This window comes from Sphingopyxis sp. 10G20-10 (genome assembly GCF_057365075.1).
Genome location: NZ_CP195117.1, coordinates 1,390,902 through 1,408,634, shown reverse-complemented (window position 1 = coordinate 1,408,634; position 17,733 = coordinate 1,390,902). Strand labels below are relative to the sequence as shown.

Here is a 17,733-nt window from a genome sequence, read left to right as displayed (position 1 = left end):
CACATTGGACCTATCTTTCAAAGGATTCTGGGTAGCAAGGTGGTAACAATGTCAATCCCACCTGAATTTTCAAGGCGTAGAAGCTGCTATCTGCAACGGTAACATGGCATAATGTTACCGTGACAAGACGTGTTTCGGGTCCCGAATGCCCGACTAATGCGCCGTCATGCTGTTGGGATAGATGCAATCGCGGCCAGCGGCCTTGGCTTCATAAAGTGCCAGGTCGGCAAACTTCAAAAGCTTGCTGGCTTCTAGCGTCTGCGAACTGCACGCCAGACCAGCGGAGAAAGACAAGCGCCCCAGCGCCTCATGCGTCTCTCGTTTAACAACGTTGCGGCTGGTTAGGTCAGCGCGCGCTGAATCGATGAGATCATAGGCTTCATCGGAGTCCATCCCTTCAAACAGGACGACAAACTCCTCGCCGCCAAAACGAAAGGCTTCGCCGTAGGCGCCACAATGATCGCGCAGGATCGAACTGACCAATTTGATAACGCGATCACCCGTGTCATGGCCGAAGCGATCATTGACCGACTTGAACAGATCAATGTCGCAAATGGCGACACAGAATTTGCTGTTGATCAGGCTCGCCCGCTCACAAAGCCCGCCCAATTTCCGCTCAAAGCTACGGCGGTTGGCAAGCCCGGTCAAAAAGTCGGTTTCCGAATCGTGGATGGCCGCCTTCATCTTGTTACTCATCGATTGGATTTTTTTGTTCTTCTCTTCCAATCCATCCTGAAACTCGGCGCTGATTTCAATGAGCTTTTTCGTATTCTTGCGAATTTCAAAAATGACACGATCCAGACTGACGCCCTCTGTGCTTAGCGATTCCACCTCGGAATCGATAGTTTTGGTATCATCCTGATATTGCTGTACAAAGGCCTGTGTGCTGCCGACCTGAACGCGCAGCTGATCGGCAATCTCGCATAATTCGTTGAGATCGGAGTTCGACAAATCCGTCGGCTGCCAGGCAATCGTATCCCGTTCCGCGATCAGCTTGGCAATTTTCTCTTCAAGGCCTGCCTCTTTGGTGACTTTGAAACGATAGGCCAGTTCATAGGCCGTCGGGACTGGCGCAATTCTATTCCCGATCAAAAAACCAAGTGTCTTTCCACCGTCCTGCAGATGAGTCCGGTTAGGCAAAGCGAGCCCGCCAATTCGGTTGGTCAGGCGGCTAAAGAAGTTATTGTTCATTGTCGTGCTCTGGTCTCTTGGCTGGTACAAGGTCTCTGCTTCTTAACGACCGATTTGAAAGATGGTTAAGAAAATATTTGGTGCACGGGCCATGATGATCGGCCTTTCTACCCAAACAGGTCCGAGTCTGCGCTAGCTTCTGTGTCATATTCAATCGTTACGCATGAAAAAACATCGACAGATCAAATGATGGTCAAGAAACCAGAAGCATTGTTTAGACAGTTTTGAGTGACAGGCAATGTCGCCATAGTCCGAGCCACGCCATTCGGCGATCCGACATCCCACTGGCTAAAGTGGCAAGCGTTTCGATTGCTTGGCTGTTCAGGGAAATGGTGCCCGGGGACGGGGTCGAACCGCCGACACTGCGATTTTCAGTCGCATGCTCTACCAACTGAGCTACCCGGGCATTTTGCTGCATCAGCCGGTCGGCTGTGCGGGCGAGCGGCGGCTATAAGCAGGGCATCGCCCTGTGTCCAGCACCTTTGTCGCGCAGCGTTTCTGTTGTAATCGCGACCTTATTCATCCGTAAAATTATCTTCGTCCAATGTGCCGTCGGGTGGCTGTGCCACAGGCACACGATAGCCTTCGCCAAACCAGTTGAGCAGATCGCGGTCACGGCATCCCTGACTGCAGAAAGGCTTATACTCCGCCTGCCGTGGCTGGCCGCACAGCGGGCATTTTCGCGGTTTTGATATGCCTTCACTGGGCATGGCCCGCTCCTTTCAAACTATCATCGCTACAAAGACGGACGCGCCGCCCGGTTCGCGCCTGTAGCATGTCGGTCCATTCGCTGCTCCGGCCAATATAGTCGATCACCGCCGCCCGCGCCGTCAGCACAAGCTCGTCCGTCCCTTGCGCACGCTCCGCCTGACGCAGCAGCGCGGCGGCGTCGGTTGCCACCGGATCAAATTGCACCTGCTCGATCAGCGAGGGGCGGTCGCGGCGGCGAATAATCTGCATCAGGCCAAAGCCGTTGACCGCTGTCCGCTCAAAAGGCTGTGGCAAGGCCGCATCAATAACCGCATCAATGCCCAGCCGCTCGGCCCGCGAGCCCAGCGAAGGAAAGTCGATGCCGATCGACCCGCCGATATCAAAGCATCGGATGGCCTCGACCGCCGCCTTTGCACCAGCGGTTGCCAGCGCCAGCCCGCCGCCATCGCCATCTATGTCGATCATGGTCATCGCCGGGGTCAGATCAATCCACAGCTCGCCGTCCGCAAAAGGCCAGCGTCCGGTGCGCGCTGCGTCGATCCGTTCCGACCAACCCGCCGCTTCCAGCAGATCGGGTCCGGTCGGCCCCGGCTTTTGAACCGGCAGCCCCGTTGCGGTGATACGCGCAAGCAGATCAGGCCCATCGTGCGGCGCGCTGTCGGGTTCCGCCAAGCGTGCTTTGGCCAGTTTGACACGTCCACGCTCGCGCAAACCCATGCGCGTGATGTTGACCAGCAGCTTCGCGCCAATTGCCGTGGACGGTGGCACATCACTCAACACCGCCTGCGGCTCGTCCGGCAGCGCCAGCACGACCAGCGCCCCCCTGCCCCCGCGCCGCGCCTCGACCAACCGCGCAGATAAGATGGCCCCGACGCGCGGCCCTTCGCCATCGCGTTCTATCCGCGCCTCAATGATCCGGTCACCGTCAACGAGCGCCGCGCGGCGCTCACCTATACCGTCTTCATACAGCCATTCAGCCATCGGACGCCCGCCAACCCGCAGCGGTCAGCAAGGCGGCGGTTTCATAGAGCGGCAGGCCGACGACCCCCGAATAGCTGCCGGCCAGATTGCGTACAAAGGCAGCGGCCAATCCTTGAATGGCATAGCCTCCGGCCTTGCCCTCGCCCTCTTTGCTGGCGGCATAGGCGTCTATTTCCTGAGGGTGCAGGCGTTTGAAGGTCAAAATCGTTTCGGACAGCTTCACCCGCACCGCCCCATCGCCTGCGCGCACGGCGACAGCACTGAACACGCGGTGGCGGCGCCCCGACAGCAAGGCGAGGCAGCGGCGCACTTCGGCAGCATCGGCGGCTTGCGGCAAGATACGCCGACCGACGGCAACGACCGTATCACCCGCCAGCAACACGGTCCCCGGTTCGGGCGCGATGGCCAGCGCCTTCTGGTGCGCCATACGCAGGGCATAGGCGCGCGGCAGTTCGTCTTTCAGCGGTGTTTCATCAATGTCGGGGGCAGCAATACGCTGGGGCTCTATACCCAGTTGCGCCAGCAGTTCACGGCGTCGCGGTGACGTGGAAGCCAGAACAAGCTTCACGAGGCTTCACCGTTGCTGACATTCATCCCGATTATTGGGGGCCAGGGCCGCCGCGACCCGGCATGAAGCGATAGGTGATCCGGCCCTTGCTCAGATCATAAGGGGTCAGTTCGACGAGAACTTCATCGCCCACCAACACGCGGATGCGGTTCTTGCGCATCTTGCCCGCCGTATGGCCCAAAATTTCGTGATCATTTTCCAGTTTGACGCGAAACATCGCGTTGGGGAGCAGTTCGACCACCTGGCCGCGCATTTCCAGTAATTCTTCTTTCGCCATCAGTCCTCAAGGGGCTCGAATTTCAATAATGCGCGCCCATAGCCCTAAAATAGTGAAAAGGAAAGTGGTTGACCGTCACCGGTCGCGCGGCGGATTACTGCACGAGGCGCAAGCGCCTCAGGATACGCCACGCCACCGTCTTGGCGCGCGCATGACGCGGCCAGCGCGGCGGCATGGAGGGGTCAAAGCCGATGCGCCGTAACGCCGCATTGGCCGCATGGGCTTCGGACTCGCGATAACTCCATGTGGACCGCCAGGTAATCGACAAGGATACCGACGGCGCATCGCCATTAGCAACATAATGCGGCGCCATCACCGGCACGAAAACCGCATCGCCGGGGGTCAGCGGCACAACCTCGGCGGCGTCACGGAATCTGTTCTGCCACGGCAAATTGCGGTGACCGCCGGTATGATAGCGTTCATGTTCGACACGACCGGCAAAACGCTCGTCGCCCGACGGCCACACAGACATCTCTTTCTGCCCGCGCAGTTGCAGCAGGATGTTATGTTCGGGGTCAAAATGAAAGGGCGTGATCGATCCCGGTGACGAGACAAAAATATAGCCCTGCGGCGTCAACATTTCGCCTGTGGTCGGCTCGACGATGGGGCGGATCTCTTCCAACAAGCAGAGCAACAGGTTGCGATAAGCGTCGACGCTCTCGATATTCTTGAGCACCGCCCAACTTTTGCTGCTGTCGATGGATCGGATCGTTTCGCCGATCGACAGGCCGTTGGCGGGGATTTCTTCGGGCCGGATACCGACCGGAAGATCGCCGGGATTAAACTCCACCTGCGCTGCGGGCAAAGTCTCGCCAAGCTGGGCCAGTGCCTCAAGCGACAGCAAGGGATGATCGGGCAGATGATGATAAAATCGACCGGCCGTGTCGGGATAAAGCTCCGACAGACGTGTCAGCGATTCGGGCGGAAAGGTCGGGCGGGAAATGGGTTGATGGGCCGTCATTGGTCGTTCTCGATTGCTTCACTGGGGTCGGATTTTGCCGCCGCATCCTTCCAGCGCCGCCACAGCCGCTCGATGCGGGTGAGCGCGGCAAAGCGGAAGCGGTTGGCCGCACCCGACAGGGCTATATTGACCCAAACCAGCGCCCGCCGCTCGCGCCAGATGCTGTCGATCATCGGATGATCGGGTGCCGCACAGCTATCGCACCAGGCGATTCCCTCGCGGTCAAGCAGATCAAGATTGGCCTGCTGCAACATCACACCGGGCGAAAAGCGGGCAAATTCTTCGTCATAGGCGGTTTTGAAGCCGAAACTGCCCGGCGGGCACATAAAGCTGATGAGCATCCCCAAGGGCCGGTCGTCGAGATACATGCCGCGCATATCAAGCCGTTCCGCGTCGGCGGCCCCCGCCATGATGGCACGGAACCAGGCTTCGGTATCACCATGACTGGCAAGCGCAGACTCCGCCCGGCCTTTCCAGCCCTGCGACTCCAGCGTCAGAAACGTCGCGATCCACGGGGCAATATCTTCGCCCGGCTGCCAGCTTCGAAAGCTGACGTCGCCCATTTCGGCAAGCCGCTTGGCGCGGCGGCGCAATTCCTTGCGCTTCTTGGCCCGAACGGCGGCGTCCCAATATTCGGTGGGCGACAGGTCGCTTTCCAGCAGCGCGCGTTCCTCACGGTGGACGGTCAGCGCCTCGCCACCACGAACCCGCGCGACATCAATCAGCGCGCGGTGCAAGGGGCCATCCTCGGTCAGGCGCGGCAAGTGGGCCAGCGTCCCTGTCCAGGCCTGAGCGTCGCACCATTGCAGCAACGCCGACCAGAATAGAGTCTCCGTTCCGGCGCGAACCAGCGGTGCGCCGTGGAAATGGTTGGGATGCGCCCATCCGGTCACATGGCTCAGCGGCAAGCGACCATAGCGCGTCGCCGACGCCAACGGCATGACGCCGATAATCGGTCCGTCCATACCGTCACGCACCATCAACAGGCGCGCCTGACGTTCGGGATCAAGCAGATGCAGCGCCGATTGCAGGCACCAGCGTTCGACAAAGGGATTGGGCTCGCTGGCGTCCTCGGCCAGCCTGTCCCATGCAGCGGCGAGCTCGGGCGTCAGGGCAAGCGGATCGACGACATGCAGGGTCGGCGTGGCGTTCGCGTCAACAGGCTGAGCGCCCGCGACATCCCCGCTAATAGCCATATGGACCGTCACAATATCTCGCCTTGCCGATGATTCACGAACGCAGAATAAGCGTAAGGAGTTAAGATCGGGTGGCCGGCACGATACGAGCCGCCCAGGCCAGTGGCCCCAAGTCTGAATTTACCGCGAAGCGACCCGAACGGTGGAACGAGAGGCCCATTGGACCATCTCATTGCCTTCCATATGGCGCACAAAGCAGCGCTGACCATTGGCTTTAAGATCGCGACACAGATTGACCGCATCGTTGCGGCTCGTCAGGCCGTTGACGGTCAGGCGGTAATACTCGCGCCCCTTCACTGTCGCGGCGTGGCTCGATGCCGGGAAATTGGCCAAAATGGCGTTCTTCCGGCTTAGCGTGCCCCATTTTTCCTTGGCGACAGCAAGATTGTCATAGGCGCCCAACTGGACGGCCCAGCCCGATGGCTTTTTGGCGTCAAAGCTGGCAATTTGCGGCAGCAGCAACTTGGCAACGATGGCCCGCGCCTCTTTCTGCAACGGGCGCTGCTCCAGGCTATATTCGCCCGACACGCGCGGCGCTGCGCGATAAGGGGCAGCTTTGGCCAGGATGATCTGACCGGCACCGGGTTTGGCATCGGTATCGGCGGCGGCGGGACTCGGCAATTCGGTGACGGGCACCACGCCATTGGCGTTGCGCTCCGGCATCGGCAATTCCACAGACCGGATGGCAGAGCTGGCGTCGGCGACCTGAGTGGCGGCGGGCGGCGGCGCAAAGTCGGCGACCGGCGCCGGATCGGCACTAGCCACCACGACAGAATCGTTGGCCACGGCGGCTACCGCTGTTGGTTCGGCAAAATTGCTGAGCGCCAGGCGAACCGGCATACCATCATCGCTACGCGCTTTGGTGCCGATCAGGCTGGCAACGCGCAGCTGCGGGTTCGCCTGCTGTGCCATCGCCGACCATTCGGTCATGCGCGATTCGATCTTGGCAGGCGACAAATCCTGTCCCGCAATCAAACGAGCCTGGACCCATTTGCCGGAAAGCGCGAGCGCGAGCGCGAGATTCTGGCGCGTGCGGGCCGTGGCGTCGGGTTGGCGCGCAGCGGTGGTCAGCACATAAATGGCAGGGTTCAAGTCGCCAGCCAAGGCCAGCGCCAGACCGGCATCCGAAGCCGGAACCACATCGCTATGGCCTTTGATTAATGCAATCGCTTCGTCATTCTTTCCCTGAGCGACCTGCGCCAGTGCCAAGGCGATGACAGTATGCGAATCGACAACGCCAAGGTCCATCGCCTCGGTCAACGCCGTATCTGCGGACTGGAACCGGCCATCGTTCAGATAGGCCTGACCCAAAAGCGCGCGATAAGCGCCATCGCGCGGCGACGCCGAAACGGTGGCCTCGGCCAGTGCGACGGCCTTTGTAATCTTTCCGGCTTCGAGGGCTTTGCGCGCCTTGTCGGCGGTCTTTGCCGCGACTTCAGGCCGTCCCGCGAAGTTTGCGGGCACAGCGCTCATTTTTCCCATGCCGCTGCAACCCGATGTGGTTGCCCCGAGAACCAGGCTGGACACGGCCAGCTTGAATAACAGATCGCGCTTCATGACAATTCCTCGTTCTGGATGACATTCTTGGACTTCTTGGCCGCTGGCAGGCGACTCGCCATTGCTTCGATTTCAGGTAGCGTTGACAAATAATTGTCGAGCAGGTCGGTCAGGATCGTCTGGGCCGAGCGGTTGTTGACCGCACTGGCAAGACGCAGGCGCAAATGCCGTTCGGCATCGAGCCGCAGCGTAAAGGCTGCCTTTTCGCGTGCCCGAACCCGGCGCGGCTTGCGCTGGACCGGTTCATCGGCAGATTCGACCTTGCGAGCAACCGCAGCGACCCGGTCCTCCAGCGATTCCTGTTGTTGCACAACCGGCGGCTTGACGCTTTCCACGCCATTGGCCAGCGGCGCCAGATCATCGACGGCATCGGACGATTGCCACAGCCTATCAGCCGCAGTTTCATCACTCGCATTCGATGATTTTTCGCCATGCATCGATTCTTCGACGGCATTTTCGGCCTCGACATTATGCGCCGGTCGCGATCCATTGAGCAAAGGTTTCAAGTCGACAATACGCGTCGGTTCGCTCGACTGTTCAGGATCGACATCATAACCCATGTCGTTCCAGCCCAGATCGTCATAGCTGTTACCGGTAATATTGGCCGGGCCACTGCCCAGCGGTGCGCGCCGCATCGCGGGACGCGCCGCACCCTTGCGGGCGAGCAGTCCGGCGCTCAGTGATGCGAGAGGTTTGGCTTCACCCATGTCCGCCCCCCGCTCTTACTGGCCAGCCACGCGGCGGCCGAAGCCCCCGGCGGCAGGTCGGGCAGTTCCATAGCCCGCCTGGGTTGGCAGCGGTGCGCTGAAAATGGTGCGGCGGAAATTCTTTTCCAGCCGGTCGCTGATATAGCTCCACAAGGTGCGAATCTCGTCGGCCGAACGACCGTTCGGATCGACTTCCATCACCGTGCGGCCGTCGATCATTGATGCGGCATAATCGGTGCGATGGTGCAAGGTGACCGGTGCAACCGTACCATGCTGCGACAAGGCAACAGCAGCTTCGGATGTAATCTTGGCTTTCGGTGTCGCCCCGTTGACGACAAAGATCAGCGGCTTGCCCGCGCGTTCACAAAGGTCGACCGTCGCTCCCACGGCGCGCAAGTCATGCGGGCTGGGTCGCGTCGGCACAACGATCAGTTCGGCGACCGAAATGACGCTTTGAATTGCCATGGTAATCGCTGGCGGCGTATCGACGACCGCGAGCTTGAACCCCTGCTGGCGCAAAATTTCCAGGTCAGACGCCAGTCGCGCAACCGTGGTCTGGGCAAAAGCCGGCAGATCGGTTTCGCGCTCGTTCCACCAATCGGCGAGCGAACCCTGGGGGTCAATATCGATCAAAACGACGGGGCCAGCCCCGGCGAGTTGTGCTTGAACAGCGAGGTGTCCCGACAAAGTCGTCTTCCCCGAACCGCCCTTTTGTGAAGCCAATGCTAAAACGCGCACAGGTGTCCCCCTGAAAAAAAATGGCCACGAATTGACTGCAAAGTGACACGCAGGGAGCTAAGATTAGGTTAACATCAAAGAAAGAAGATGAACGGGCATTTCCGCAACAAGGTAAATGCGGGCTTAACTCTTTCGGCGTAGCTGTGGGTCTGTCGATAACGCGCTGTTAGCCAAATTGCGTTAGCGACATTGGCAATATGTTATGATGGCACCAAAGCCGGTGCCTATGGAGACTCTTATGCGTCCTCTTTCCTATCCGCTAAGACTGGCCGCTTCGGCGCTCACCGCCCTGATGCTGACGGCACCGGCCTATGCCGCCGCCAAGGACAGCCCCGTGCAGGCCAATGTCAAAGATGGCGTCGATGCTTGGGAAAAAGGTGACAATCAACAGGCGGTCGCGATCTGGCGTCCGCTTGCTCTCGCGGGCAATCCCGATGCCCAGTTCAATCTGGGTCAGGCCTATAAATTGGGCCGCGGTGTTCCTGCCGATCTGGGACAAGCAGAGGCTTGGTATCGCCGCGCCGCCGATCAGGGCCATTTGCAGGCCGAAGATAATCTCGGGCTTGTCCTGTTCACCGCCAATCGCCGCGAAGAGGCGATGCCGATGATTACACGGTCCGCCCAGCGCGGAGAGCCGCGCGCGCAATATGTTCTGGGAACAGCTCATTTCAACGGCGACCTTGCCACGCAAAATTGGCCACTCGCCTATGCGCTCACCAAGCGCGCCAGCGATGCCGGTCTGTCAATCGCGTCGGCCCGACTGGCCCAGCTTGACCAGCTCATCCCGCTCGAACAGCGACAAGCAGGACTGGCAATGCTGCCCGAAATGGAACGCAACGAACAACGAGCACGCCTTGCAGCGGTGAACGCCGCCGCCCCGCCGCCGCCCAAGCCCGCCAAGTCAAACGTCCGCACCGCCAGTCTGCCTCAGTCGCTTCCCGGCACCAGCTATGTTCCGCCGCCGGTCATAAAGCCCGGCAGCAAGGTTCCGGTGCCTGCACCCGCGCCTTCGGTGGCTCAAAAGGTGCCGCAGCCGATCCCCAGCGCCGCCCTGCCCGCCTCATCGGCCGGCACCGACTATGTCGCGCCAGAAGGACTCGAAGAACTGCCGCCGACCGCTGACATTCCGGTGTCGCCGCCCGCGCAGGTTGTCGTCCACAGTGCGCCCCCGCCACCCAAAGCGGCACCCGCGCCTGCGCCTGCAAAACCGGCCCCCGTCAGCACCGCCGGCGCCTCAAAATGGCGCGCCCAGCTCGGCGCTTTCTCGGTCGAAACCAATGCCCGCAATCTCTGGTCGTCGCTCGAAAAACAATATCCGGCTTTCGCAAACCGCCAGCCCTATCTGGTCAAAAGCGGCAAGCTCACCCGCCTGCAAGCGGGAGGCTTCGCCAACAAAGGCGCCGCCGACAGTTTCTGCGCCACCGTCCGCAAGGGCGGTCAGGCCTGTATGGTCATCGACAAATAGCCACAGCTATACGGGGCGGCACGATGCTCTAGCGTTGTGCCGCCTCCTTTACCCCACCACCCATTCGGCGCGCGGATAGCCCTGCGCCCATAACAAGGCGGTCAGGTTATTATGCTTGATCGACGCAGCGGCGGCAGCGGCTGCTGTCGGGTGCGCATGATAGGCGACGCCCAGACCCGCCGCCGTCAGCATCGGGATGTCATTCGCGCCATCGCCCACCGCCAGAACGTCGGCGGGTGAAATGTCAAATGCTTTACATTCTGCTTCAAGCGCCGCCAATTTGGCATCGCGATCGATAATCGGGTCGATGGTCTTGCCGGTCAACTTGCCATCGACAATTTCCAATGTGTTGGCCAGCGCATGGTCAAAACCGATCAGATTGGCAATCGGCTGTGCAAAGGCATAAAAGCCGCCCGTCACCAATAAGGCCCGCGCGTCATGCGCCTTCATCGTCTGGATCAGAGTGCGCGCGCCGGGGGTCAACCGCACCCGTTCTGCCAGACAATCGGCGAGCATCGTCGCCTCCAGTCCCGCGAGCAGGCCCACCCGTTCGGCCAGTGCGGTGCGGAAATCAATCTCGCCGCGCATGGCCCGCGCGGTTATCGCTGCAATCTGCGGTTTGAGGTCGGCATAGTCGGCCAGTTCGTCGATACATTCGACCGCGATCATCGTTGAATCCATATCGGCGACGATCAGCCGTTTGCGTCGGTGGCCGGCGGGCTGGACGACAATATCGACGTCATGGCCAATCGCCGCCAGTTCCTTGCGCGCGCTGATCAGGCTCCCGGTAAAGACAATGTCCGCCGCATCGCCTTCATCAATCCAGTGCGGGGCATCGACGCTATGCTCGGTCACATAAAGTCGGTCGATGGCTTCGCGTACCACCTCGCTCGTCAGCCTTCCGGCTGCTATCAGCGTTGCAACGAACATGGCATCTCCTCCATCCTTCCGGCCCCAGCGGCCTCCTCTGGCACTTATCGCCGGACCAACCGCCAGCGGCAAGAGCGGATTAGCGGTCGCGCTCGCAAAGCAGCTGGGCAAGGCCAGCATCATCAATGCCGATGCCAGCCAAGTTTACCGCGACCTCGCCATCCTGTCAGCCCGCCCCAATGACGACGAGATGGACGGGGTGCCGCACCATCTGTTCGGCCATGTCGATGGCGCCGAAAATTACAATGTCGCGCGCTGGGCCACCGATGCGAAAGCCGTCATCACTGCGGTACAGGCAGAGGGCCGCATCCCCATAATGGTGGGCGGCACCGGCCTCTATTTACGCACTTTGCTGTTCGGGATTGCCCCCGTGCCACCCATCGACGCCGATGTTCGCGCCGCCGTCCGCGCGATGCCCAGTGCCGAAGCCCATGCCGCGCTTGCGGAGACCGACCCGGCGGCGGCAGAGCGTCTTCATCCGGCCGACAGCACCCGCGTCGCCCGCGCACTTGAGGTCTTTCAATCGACCGGACGCCCGCTCGCCGACTGGCAGGCCGAACGGGTTGGCGGGATTGCCGACGACATTGTTCTGGCGCCTGCGCTCCTCCTTCCGCCGCGCGACTGGCTGCGCGATCGCTGCGACAGGCGGCTCGTCCAGATGTTCAACGGGGGTGCGATTGCCGAGGTCGAGGCGCTGTCTGCGCGCAATCTGTCGCCGGACCTTCCGGTCATGCGCGCCATAGGGGTGCCGCAAATTGCACGCTTCCTGACCGGTGAAATCGACCGCGATGCGGCTCTGGAACTGGCTCAGGCCGCCACGCGCCAATATGCCAAACGTCAATATACTTGGTTCCGACGCCAGCCGCCCGCCGAGTGGTTGCGATGGGATGAGTCATTATCAGTTGATAATACCAACAAATTCGCAACTAAATTACGTGATATGGTATTGACAAGATAGATTCATGTTCTTATTGCGCCCGTTCCTGTTGCAATGCACAACGCGCGGCGCAAAGGTAATATTCGCAGGAAAGGAATTATGTCGTGACGGAAATGAGTGGTGCCAGCATGGTGGTGCAAGCGCTGGTCGACCTTGGGGTCGATACAGTGTTCGGCTATCCCGGCGGCGCCGTGCTTCCGATTTACGACGCGCTGTATAAACACCCCAGTATCCAGCACATTCTGGTCCGTCACGAACAGGCCGCGACCCATGCTGCCGAGGGCTATGCCCGGTCCAGCGGCAAGCCCGGCGTCGTGTTGGTTACATCGGGACCGGGCGCGACCAATGCGGTCACCGGCATCACCGACGCGCTGATGGATTCGATCCCGATGATCGTCCTCACCGGACAGGTGCCGACCAATCTGATCGGCACCGATGCCTTTCAGGAATGTGACACTGTCGGCATCACGCGCCACTGCACCAAGCATAATTATCTGGTGATGGACACCGAACGGCTCGCTCCCATCCTGCACGAGGCTTTTTACATCGCCACCAATGGCCGCCCCGGCCCGGTGGTTATCGACATCCCCAAAAATGTTCAGGTCGCAACCGGCACCTATACGGTTCCGAAAAAGATCGCGCACAAAAGCTATCGCCCGCAAATCGAACCCGATACCGACGCGATTGCCCAAACTGTGGCGCTGATCGCGGCGGCAGAGCGCCCGGTTTTTTACACCGGCGGCGGCGTCATCAATGCCGGACCCGACGCCAGTGCGGCGCTGCGTCAGCTTGTCGCGCTCACCGGCGCGCCGATCACCTCGACCCTGATGGGGCTGGGCGCCTTTCCCGCCGATGACGACAAATGGCTCGGCATGTTGGGGATGCACGGGACGTTCGAGGCCAATATGGCGATGAACCGTTCCGACCTCATCATTGCGGTCGGCGCGCGCTTTGACGACCGCGTTACCGGCCGCCTCGACGCCTTTGCCCCCGAAGCGAAGAAAATCCACATCGATATCGACCGCAGCTCGATCAACAAAATCGTCCCGATCGACGTCGCCATTGTCGGCGATGCGGGCCGCGCGCTCGACGCGATCATCGCGGGATGGGAAGCCGCCAAGCACAAAGCCCGCGATCTGGGCGAATGGTGGCGGCGCATCGACGGCTGGCGCGCAACCCGCTGCCTCGATTTTCCAGAGGTCAAGGACGCCAAGGCCGAAATCATGCCGCAGCGCGCCGTGAAAGCTTTGTTCGACGCGACGCGCGGGATGGACCCGATCATCACCACCGAAGTCGGCCAACACCAGATGTGGGCGGCGCAGCATTTCCATTTCGACGCCCCCAACCGCTGGCTCACGAGCGGCGGTCTGGGGACGATGGGCTATGGTTTTCCGTCAGCCGTCGGCGCCCAGATTGCGCATCCCGATCGTCTGGTCATCTGCATCGCGGGCGAGGCGAGCCTGCAAATGAATATTCAGGAAATGGGGACGGTCAGCCAATATCAGCTGCCGGTCAAAATCTTCATCCTCAACAATGAATATATGGGCATGGTCCGCCAGTGGCAGGAACTCACCTATGAAGGCCGCTATTCGAACAGCTATTCGGACAGCCTGCCCGACTTTGTGAAACTGGCCGATGCCTATGGCTGGACCGGCCTTCGCATCGACACGCTCGGAGAGCTGGAGGATGGTATCGCGACGATGATCGAAACCCCCGGCCCGGTCATCGTCGACTGCCGCGTCGCCAAACTTGCCAACTGTTTCCCGATGATTCCGTCGGGCGCAGCGCATACCGACATGATCCTTCAACCGAGCGACGTCATCGGCACGATGGATGACGAAGCCAAGGCGCTGGTGTGATGGAGAAGCGCAAATCTTTTAATCCCCACCCGCAAGCGGGAGGGGCAGCGAGCCTTAACAGCTTGCTGTTTTGTCGCAGCGGGGTGGGCCTCGCTACGTCGCATGTTCGCTTCGCTCACCCCGCCCGCCTGCGGGAGGGGAAGGAATACCTATGAAAATCACCACCGAAATCGGCGAACGCCACGTTCTCGCCGTCACTGTCGACAATGAATCGGGCATATTGGCCAAGATTACCGGCATGTTCTCGGCGCGCGGCTATAATATCGAGAGCCTGACCGTCGCTGACATCAGCATCGACCATGCGGTGTCGCGCATCACCATCGTCACCAACGGTCCGCCGCCGGTGATCGACCAGATTATCGCCCAGCTCGACCGGCTGGTTCCCGTCCACCGCGTTACCGACCTCACCGAAATCGGCGCGCATGTCGAACGCGAACTGGCGCTGGTCAAGGTCGCAGGCGGCGGCGACAAGCGTATCGAGGCGCTGCGCATGGCCGATGTTTTTCGCGCCAAGGTGGTCGACACGACCATCGAAAGCTTCATCTTCGAACTCACCGGCACGACCGAGAAGATCGACAGCTTTGTGGCGCTGATGCGCGAATGCGGTCTGGTCGAGGTCGGTCGCACCGGCATTGTCGCCATCGCGCGCGGTGCAGAGGCTGTCTAGCCCCTCACCATTCCCCCTTCATCCCATTGACCGCCTCAAACAGGAAAGAATATCATGCAAGTTTACTACGACCGCGACGCCGACCAGGACCTGATCAAGAATAAAAAGGTCGCCGTCGTCGGCTATGGCAGCCAGGGCCACGCCCATGCGCAGAATCTGCGCGACAGTGGCGTCAAAGAGGTCGCGATTGCGCTGCGTAGCGGCTCCGCCACGGCCAAAAAGGCCGAAGCTGCAGGCTTCAAGGTGCTGTCGAACAAGGAAGCCGCAGAATGGGCCGACGTCATCATGGTCGCCGCCCCCGACGAGCATCAGGCGCAGATTTATGCCGATGATCTTGGCAAAAACATGAAGTCCGGCGCCGCGCTCGCCTTTGCCCACGGCCTCAACATCCATTTCGGCCTGATCGAGGCCCGCCCCGACATCGACGTGTTCATGGTCGCCCCCAAAGGCCCCGGACACACAGTGCGCAGTGAATATCAGCGCGGCGGCGGCGTCCCCTGCCTGATCGCGGTGGCGCAGGAAGCCAGCGGCAACAGCGGCAACGGCTATGCCAAAGCGCTCGCCCTCTCCTATGCCAGCGCCGTCGGCGGCGGACGCAGCGGCGTGATCGAAACCACCTTCAGGGAAGAATGCGAAACCGATCTGTTTGGCGAACAGGCCGTGCTGTGCGGCGGCATCACCCACCTGATCCAGGCCGGGTTCGAAACGCTGGTCGAGGCGGGCTACGCCCCCGAAATGGCCTATTTCGAATGTCTGCACGAAACCAAGTTGATCGTCGATCTGCTCTATGAAGGCGGCATCGCCAACATGCGCTATTCGATTTCGAACACCGCCGAATATGGCGACATCAAAACCGGCCCGCGCATCATCACCGACGAAACCAAGGCCGAGATGAAGCGCGTTCTTCAGGACATCCAGTCGGGCCGCTTCGTCAAGGATTTCGTCCTCGACAATCAGGCGGGGCAACCCGAGCTGAAGGCGAGCCGCAAAGCCGCCGCTGCGCACCCAATCGAAAAGGTCGGCGGCGAACTGCGGGCCATGATGCCGTGGATCGCCAAGAACCAGCTGGTCGACAAGACGAAGAATTAAGCCTCGTCATTGCGAGGAGCGTAGCGACGAAGCAATCCAGGGCGCGACAAACCGCTCTGGATTGCTTCGCTTCGCTCGCAATGACGAACGGAGAAAGTGATGGGTCACCCCTTCGCGGCGCACCGCGCCGACCTCGATGCACTGGCCACCGAAAGCCGCCGCCGCGTCCTCAGTCGGCGCGCCGGTATCGACTTTGCCTCCAACGACTATCTTGGTCTGGCCGCATCGGACGAACTTCGCGCCGCACTTGCTGACGGCATCGCGCGCGGCTTGCCCGTCGGATCGGGCGGCTCACGCCTGCTGCGCGGTAATCACGCCGAGCATGAAGCGCTCGAAGCGCACGCCGCGCGTCATTTTGGCAGCGAAGCGGCGCTTTTCTTCCCGACCGGCTTTGCCGCCAACGCCGCGATCTTCGCAACGCTGCCGCAACGTGGTGACCTTGTCGTCCATGATGCGCTCATCCACGCCAGCGCCCATGACGGGATGAAGCTAGGCCGCGCGACGCGCACCAGCGCAGCCCACAACGACCCGCAAGCCTTTGACGATACGATAAACCAGTGGCGCGCCAAGGGCGGCACCGGCACGCCGTGGATCGCGGTCGAAAGCCTGTACAGCATGGACGGCGATTTTGCCCCGCTTGCCGATCTCGCCGTGGTTGCCGGTCGCCACGACGCAATCCTTATCGTCGATGAGGCCCATGCCACGGGTGTTTATGGCCCTGCCGGTGCTGGCCTCGCCCACGACCTTGCTGGCCACCCGAACCTCATCACGCTGCACACCTGCGGCAAAGCACTCGGTTGCGAAGGCGCGCTGCTTTGCGCGCCTGCCGTTGTCAGCGATTTCATCGTCAATCGCGGCCGTCCCTTCATCTTTTCGACGCCCCCTCACCCTTGATCGCGTGGCTCGTGCATCAGGCGCTCGAACTTGTTGCGACCGAGCCCGAGCGGGCTGCCCGTCTGCAAAGCCTGATCCGCCATGCCGAAATGCGGTTTCAGGCGCTTGGCCTGCCGCCCAGCGGGTCGCAGATCCTGCCGGTCATGATTGGCGACAATGGCCGGACTCTGCGCATCGCAAATATGCTGCAAGAGGCTGGCCTGGACATTCGTGCCATCCGACCACCGACTGTGCCGCAAGGGACGGCGCGGCTTCGCATTGCGATGACGCTCCACGTTGATGAGGCCGATATTGATGCGATGGCCGATGTCATGGCGCAAGCGATGGCGCTGTCATGACCAAGCGCTTCGTCGTCACCGGCACCGATACCGGAATTGGCAAGACGGTGTTTTCGGCAGCGCTCGCAGGCGCGCTGGGCGTTCGCTATTGGAAACCGGTGCAAGCGGGACTGGAGGATGAAACCGATAGCGAAGCCGTCGTCCGCCTCGCGCGCGTTCCCATCCTTGCCGAAACCTATCGTCTGAACACGCCCGCCTCGCCGCATCTCTCCGCCGAGCTGGACTCGGTTTCCATCGACCTGAACAATCTTGCACCACCCACAGGCGATCTCGTCATCGAAGGCGCGGGAGGGGCGCTCGTGCCGCTGACCCGCGACACAGTTTACGCTGACCTTTTCGCGCGCTGGCAAATCCCGACAATCCTCTGCGCGCGCACGTCGCTTGGCACCATCAACCACAGCCTGCTCACCATCGAGGCCTTGCGCGCACGCGGCGTGCCCATTCACGGTATTGCCTTCATCGGCGACCCGATGCGCGACAGCGAAACGACCATCGCGGCGATGGCGGGAATCTGCCGCCTCGGTCGCCTCCCACAGCTTAATCCGCTCACCCCAGAAACGCTGGCGGCGGCTTTCGCCGCGAATTTCGATCTCGCAAATTTCGCTTAAAACCAAAAATCCGTTCGCTCTGAGCTTGTCGAAGGGTCGCCCTTTTCTCTATCCGACGC

At 61.0% G+C, this 17,733-nt stretch carries 17 protein-coding genes, 1 tRNA gene and 1 pseudogene; 7 read left to right on the top strand and 12 right to left on the bottom strand.

Annotation, left to right across the window (positions count from 1 at the left end):
• Window positions 1–153 precede the first annotated feature (153 nt).
• From ACR3XE_RS06860 to ACR3XE_RS06810, 11 genes are all read right to left on the bottom strand, one after another.
• Complete coding sequence (locus ACR3XE_RS06860) at window positions 154–1,191, bottom strand: GGDEF domain-containing protein (RefSeq protein WP_473698373.1); 1,038 nt, start codon at window positions 1,189–1,191, stop codon at window positions 154–156.
• Window positions 1,192–1,521: 330 nt separating this feature from the next.
• A tRNA-Phe gene (locus tag ACR3XE_RS06855) sits at window positions 1,522–1,597 on the bottom strand.
• A 109-nt stretch (window positions 1,598–1,706) separates the two neighbouring features.
• Entirely contained in the window at window positions 1,707–1,901 is a 195-nt protein-coding gene (locus ACR3XE_RS06850; RefSeq protein ID WP_473698374.1) for a DNA gyrase inhibitor YacG, read from the bottom strand.
• Complete coding sequence (locus ACR3XE_RS06845; RefSeq protein WP_486186003.1) at window positions 1,891–2,883, bottom strand: ribonuclease; 993 nt, start codon at window positions 2,881–2,883, stop codon at window positions 1,891–1,893. The genes ACR3XE_RS06850 and ACR3XE_RS06845 overlap by 11 nt, the downstream gene beginning before the upstream one ends.
• A complete protein-coding gene (locus ACR3XE_RS06840) occupies window positions 2,876–3,451 on the bottom strand; it encodes a Maf family protein (protein WP_473698376.1) in 576 nt (191 codons plus the stop codon). Before ACR3XE_RS06840 ends, ACR3XE_RS06845 begins: the two co-directional genes overlap by 8 nt.
• 31 nt (window positions 3,452–3,482) lie before the next feature.
• The gene (infA, locus tag ACR3XE_RS06835; RefSeq protein WP_473698377.1) at window positions 3,483–3,728 is read right to left on the bottom strand and encodes a translation initiation factor IF-1; all 246 of its coding nucleotides are present in this window, start codon (window positions 3,726–3,728) and stop codon (window positions 3,483–3,485) included.
• A gap of 94 nt (window positions 3,729–3,822) precedes the next feature.
• Complete coding sequence (locus ACR3XE_RS06830; RefSeq protein WP_473698378.1) at window positions 3,823–4,689, bottom strand: cupin-like domain-containing protein; 867 nt, start codon at window positions 4,687–4,689, stop codon at window positions 3,823–3,825.
• Complete coding sequence (locus ACR3XE_RS06825; RefSeq protein ID WP_486186002.1) at window positions 4,686–5,885, bottom strand: GNAT family N-acetyltransferase; 1,200 nt, start codon at window positions 5,883–5,885, stop codon at window positions 4,686–4,688. Before ACR3XE_RS06825 ends, ACR3XE_RS06830 begins: the two co-directional genes overlap by 4 nt.
• Window positions 5,886–6,005: 120 nt before the next feature.
• Window positions 6,006–7,442, bottom strand: a complete 1,437-nt coding sequence (locus tag ACR3XE_RS06820) for an SPOR domain-containing protein (RefSeq protein WP_473698380.1) — start codon at window positions 7,440–7,442, stop codon at window positions 6,006–6,008.
• Entirely contained in the window at window positions 7,439–8,149 is a 711-nt protein-coding gene (locus ACR3XE_RS06815; protein ID WP_473698381.1) for a hypothetical protein, read from the bottom strand. Before ACR3XE_RS06815 ends, ACR3XE_RS06820 begins: the two co-directional genes overlap by 4 nt.
• 15 nt (window positions 8,150–8,164) lie before the next feature.
• Window positions 8,165–8,887, bottom strand: coding sequence for an AAA family ATPase (locus ACR3XE_RS06810; RefSeq protein ID WP_473698382.1), 723 nt, complete (start codon window positions 8,885–8,887; stop codon window positions 8,165–8,167).
• A 238-nt stretch (window positions 8,888–9,125) separates the two neighbouring features.
• Here ACR3XE_RS06810 and ACR3XE_RS06805 point away from each other — a divergent pair, with 238 nt between their 5' ends.
• Window positions 9,126–10,352, top strand: coding sequence for an SPOR domain-containing protein (locus tag ACR3XE_RS06805; protein WP_473698383.1), 1,227 nt, complete (start codon window positions 9,126–9,128; stop codon window positions 10,350–10,352).
• 48 nt (window positions 10,353–10,400) lie between these two features.
• On the opposite strand, the gene serB is transcribed toward ACR3XE_RS06805, so the two are convergent.
• Window positions 10,401–11,282: a phosphoserine phosphatase SerB gene (gene serB, locus ACR3XE_RS06800; RefSeq protein ID WP_473698384.1), complete on the bottom strand. Its 882-nt coding sequence runs from the start codon at window positions 11,280–11,282 to the stop codon at window positions 10,401–10,403.
• Between serB and miaA the strand changes: the two genes are divergently transcribed.
• The 6 genes and pseudogenes from miaA to bioD all read left to right on the top strand — a co-directional run bounded on the left by miaA (window position 11,281) and on the right by bioD (window position 17,674).
• Window positions 11,281–12,240, top strand: coding sequence for a tRNA (adenosine(37)-N6)-dimethylallyltransferase MiaA (gene miaA, locus ACR3XE_RS06795; RefSeq protein WP_473698385.1), 960 nt, complete (start codon window positions 11,281–11,283; stop codon window positions 12,238–12,240). The genes serB and miaA overlap by 2 nt on opposite strands.
• A gap of 83 nt (window positions 12,241–12,323) precedes the next feature.
• A complete protein-coding gene (locus tag ACR3XE_RS06790) occupies window positions 12,324–14,078 on the top strand; it encodes an acetolactate synthase 3 large subunit (protein WP_473698386.1) in 1,755 nt (584 codons plus the stop codon).
• A gap of 151 nt (window positions 14,079–14,229) precedes the next feature.
• The gene (gene ilvN / locus ACR3XE_RS06785) at window positions 14,230–14,745 is read left to right on the top strand and encodes an acetolactate synthase small subunit (protein WP_473698387.1); all 516 of its coding nucleotides are present in this window, start codon (window positions 14,230–14,232) and stop codon (window positions 14,743–14,745) included.
• A 54-nt stretch (window positions 14,746–14,799) separates the two neighbouring features.
• Window positions 14,800–15,834, top strand: a complete 1,035-nt coding sequence (ilvC, locus tag ACR3XE_RS06780) for a ketol-acid reductoisomerase (protein ID WP_473698388.1) — start codon at window positions 14,800–14,802, stop codon at window positions 15,832–15,834.
• Window positions 15,835–15,933: 99 nt separating this feature from the next.
• Window positions 15,934–17,066, top strand: a pseudogene (locus ACR3XE_RS06775) (8-amino-7-oxononanoate synthase).
• Window positions 17,063–17,674: a dethiobiotin synthase gene (bioD, locus tag ACR3XE_RS06770; RefSeq protein WP_473698389.1), complete on the top strand. Its 612-nt coding sequence runs from the start codon at window positions 17,063–17,065 to the stop codon at window positions 17,672–17,674. Before ACR3XE_RS06775 ends, bioD begins: the two are co-directional and overlap by 4 nt.
• Window positions 17,675–17,733: the final 59 nt, after the last annotated feature.

Coding starts and splice junctions, on each gene's coding strand:
- ACR3XE_RS06860 (WP_473698373.1), bottom strand. CDS start 1,191: ATGAACAATAACTTCTTTAGCCGCCTGACCAACCGAATTGGCGGGCTC.
- ACR3XE_RS06850 (WP_473698374.1), bottom strand. CDS start 1,901: ATGCCCAGTGAAGGCATATCAAAACCGCGAAAATGCCCGCTGTGCGGC.
- ACR3XE_RS06845 (WP_486186003.1), bottom strand. CDS start 2,883: ATGGCTGAATGGCTGTATGAAGACGGTATAGGTGAGCGCCGCGCGGCG.
- infA (WP_473698377.1), bottom strand. CDS start 3,728: ATGGCGAAAGAAGAATTACTGGAAATGCGCGGCCAGGTGGTCGAACTG.
- ACR3XE_RS06830 (WP_473698378.1), bottom strand. CDS start 4,689: ATGACGGCCCATCAACCCATTTCCCGCCCGACCTTTCCGCCCGAATCG.
- ACR3XE_RS06825 (WP_486186002.1), bottom strand. CDS start 5,885: ATGGCTATTAGCGGGGATGTCGCGGGCGCTCAGCCTGTTGACGCGAAC.
- ACR3XE_RS06820 (WP_473698380.1), bottom strand. CDS start 7,442: ATGAAGCGCGATCTGTTATTCAAGCTGGCCGTGTCCAGCCTGGTTCTC.
- ACR3XE_RS06815 (WP_473698381.1), bottom strand. CDS start 8,149: ATGGGTGAAGCCAAACCTCTCGCATCACTGAGCGCCGGACTGCTCGCC.
- ACR3XE_RS06805 (WP_473698383.1), top strand. CDS start 9,126: ATGCGTCCTCTTTCCTATCCGCTAAGACTGGCCGCTTCGGCGCTCACC.
- miaA (WP_473698385.1), top strand. CDS start 11,281: ATGGCATCTCCTCCATCCTTCCGGCCCCAGCGGCCTCCTCTGGCACTT.
- serB (WP_473698384.1), bottom strand. CDS start 11,282: ATGTTCGTTGCAACGCTGATAGCAGCCGGAAGGCTGACGAGCGAGGTG.
- ilvN (WP_473698387.1), top strand. CDS start 14,230: ATGAAAATCACCACCGAAATCGGCGAACGCCACGTTCTCGCCGTCACT.
- ilvC (WP_473698388.1), top strand. CDS start 14,800: ATGCAAGTTTACTACGACCGCGACGCCGACCAGGACCTGATCAAGAAT.
- bioD (WP_473698389.1), top strand. CDS start 17,063: ATGACCAAGCGCTTCGTCGTCACCGGCACCGATACCGGAATTGGCAAG.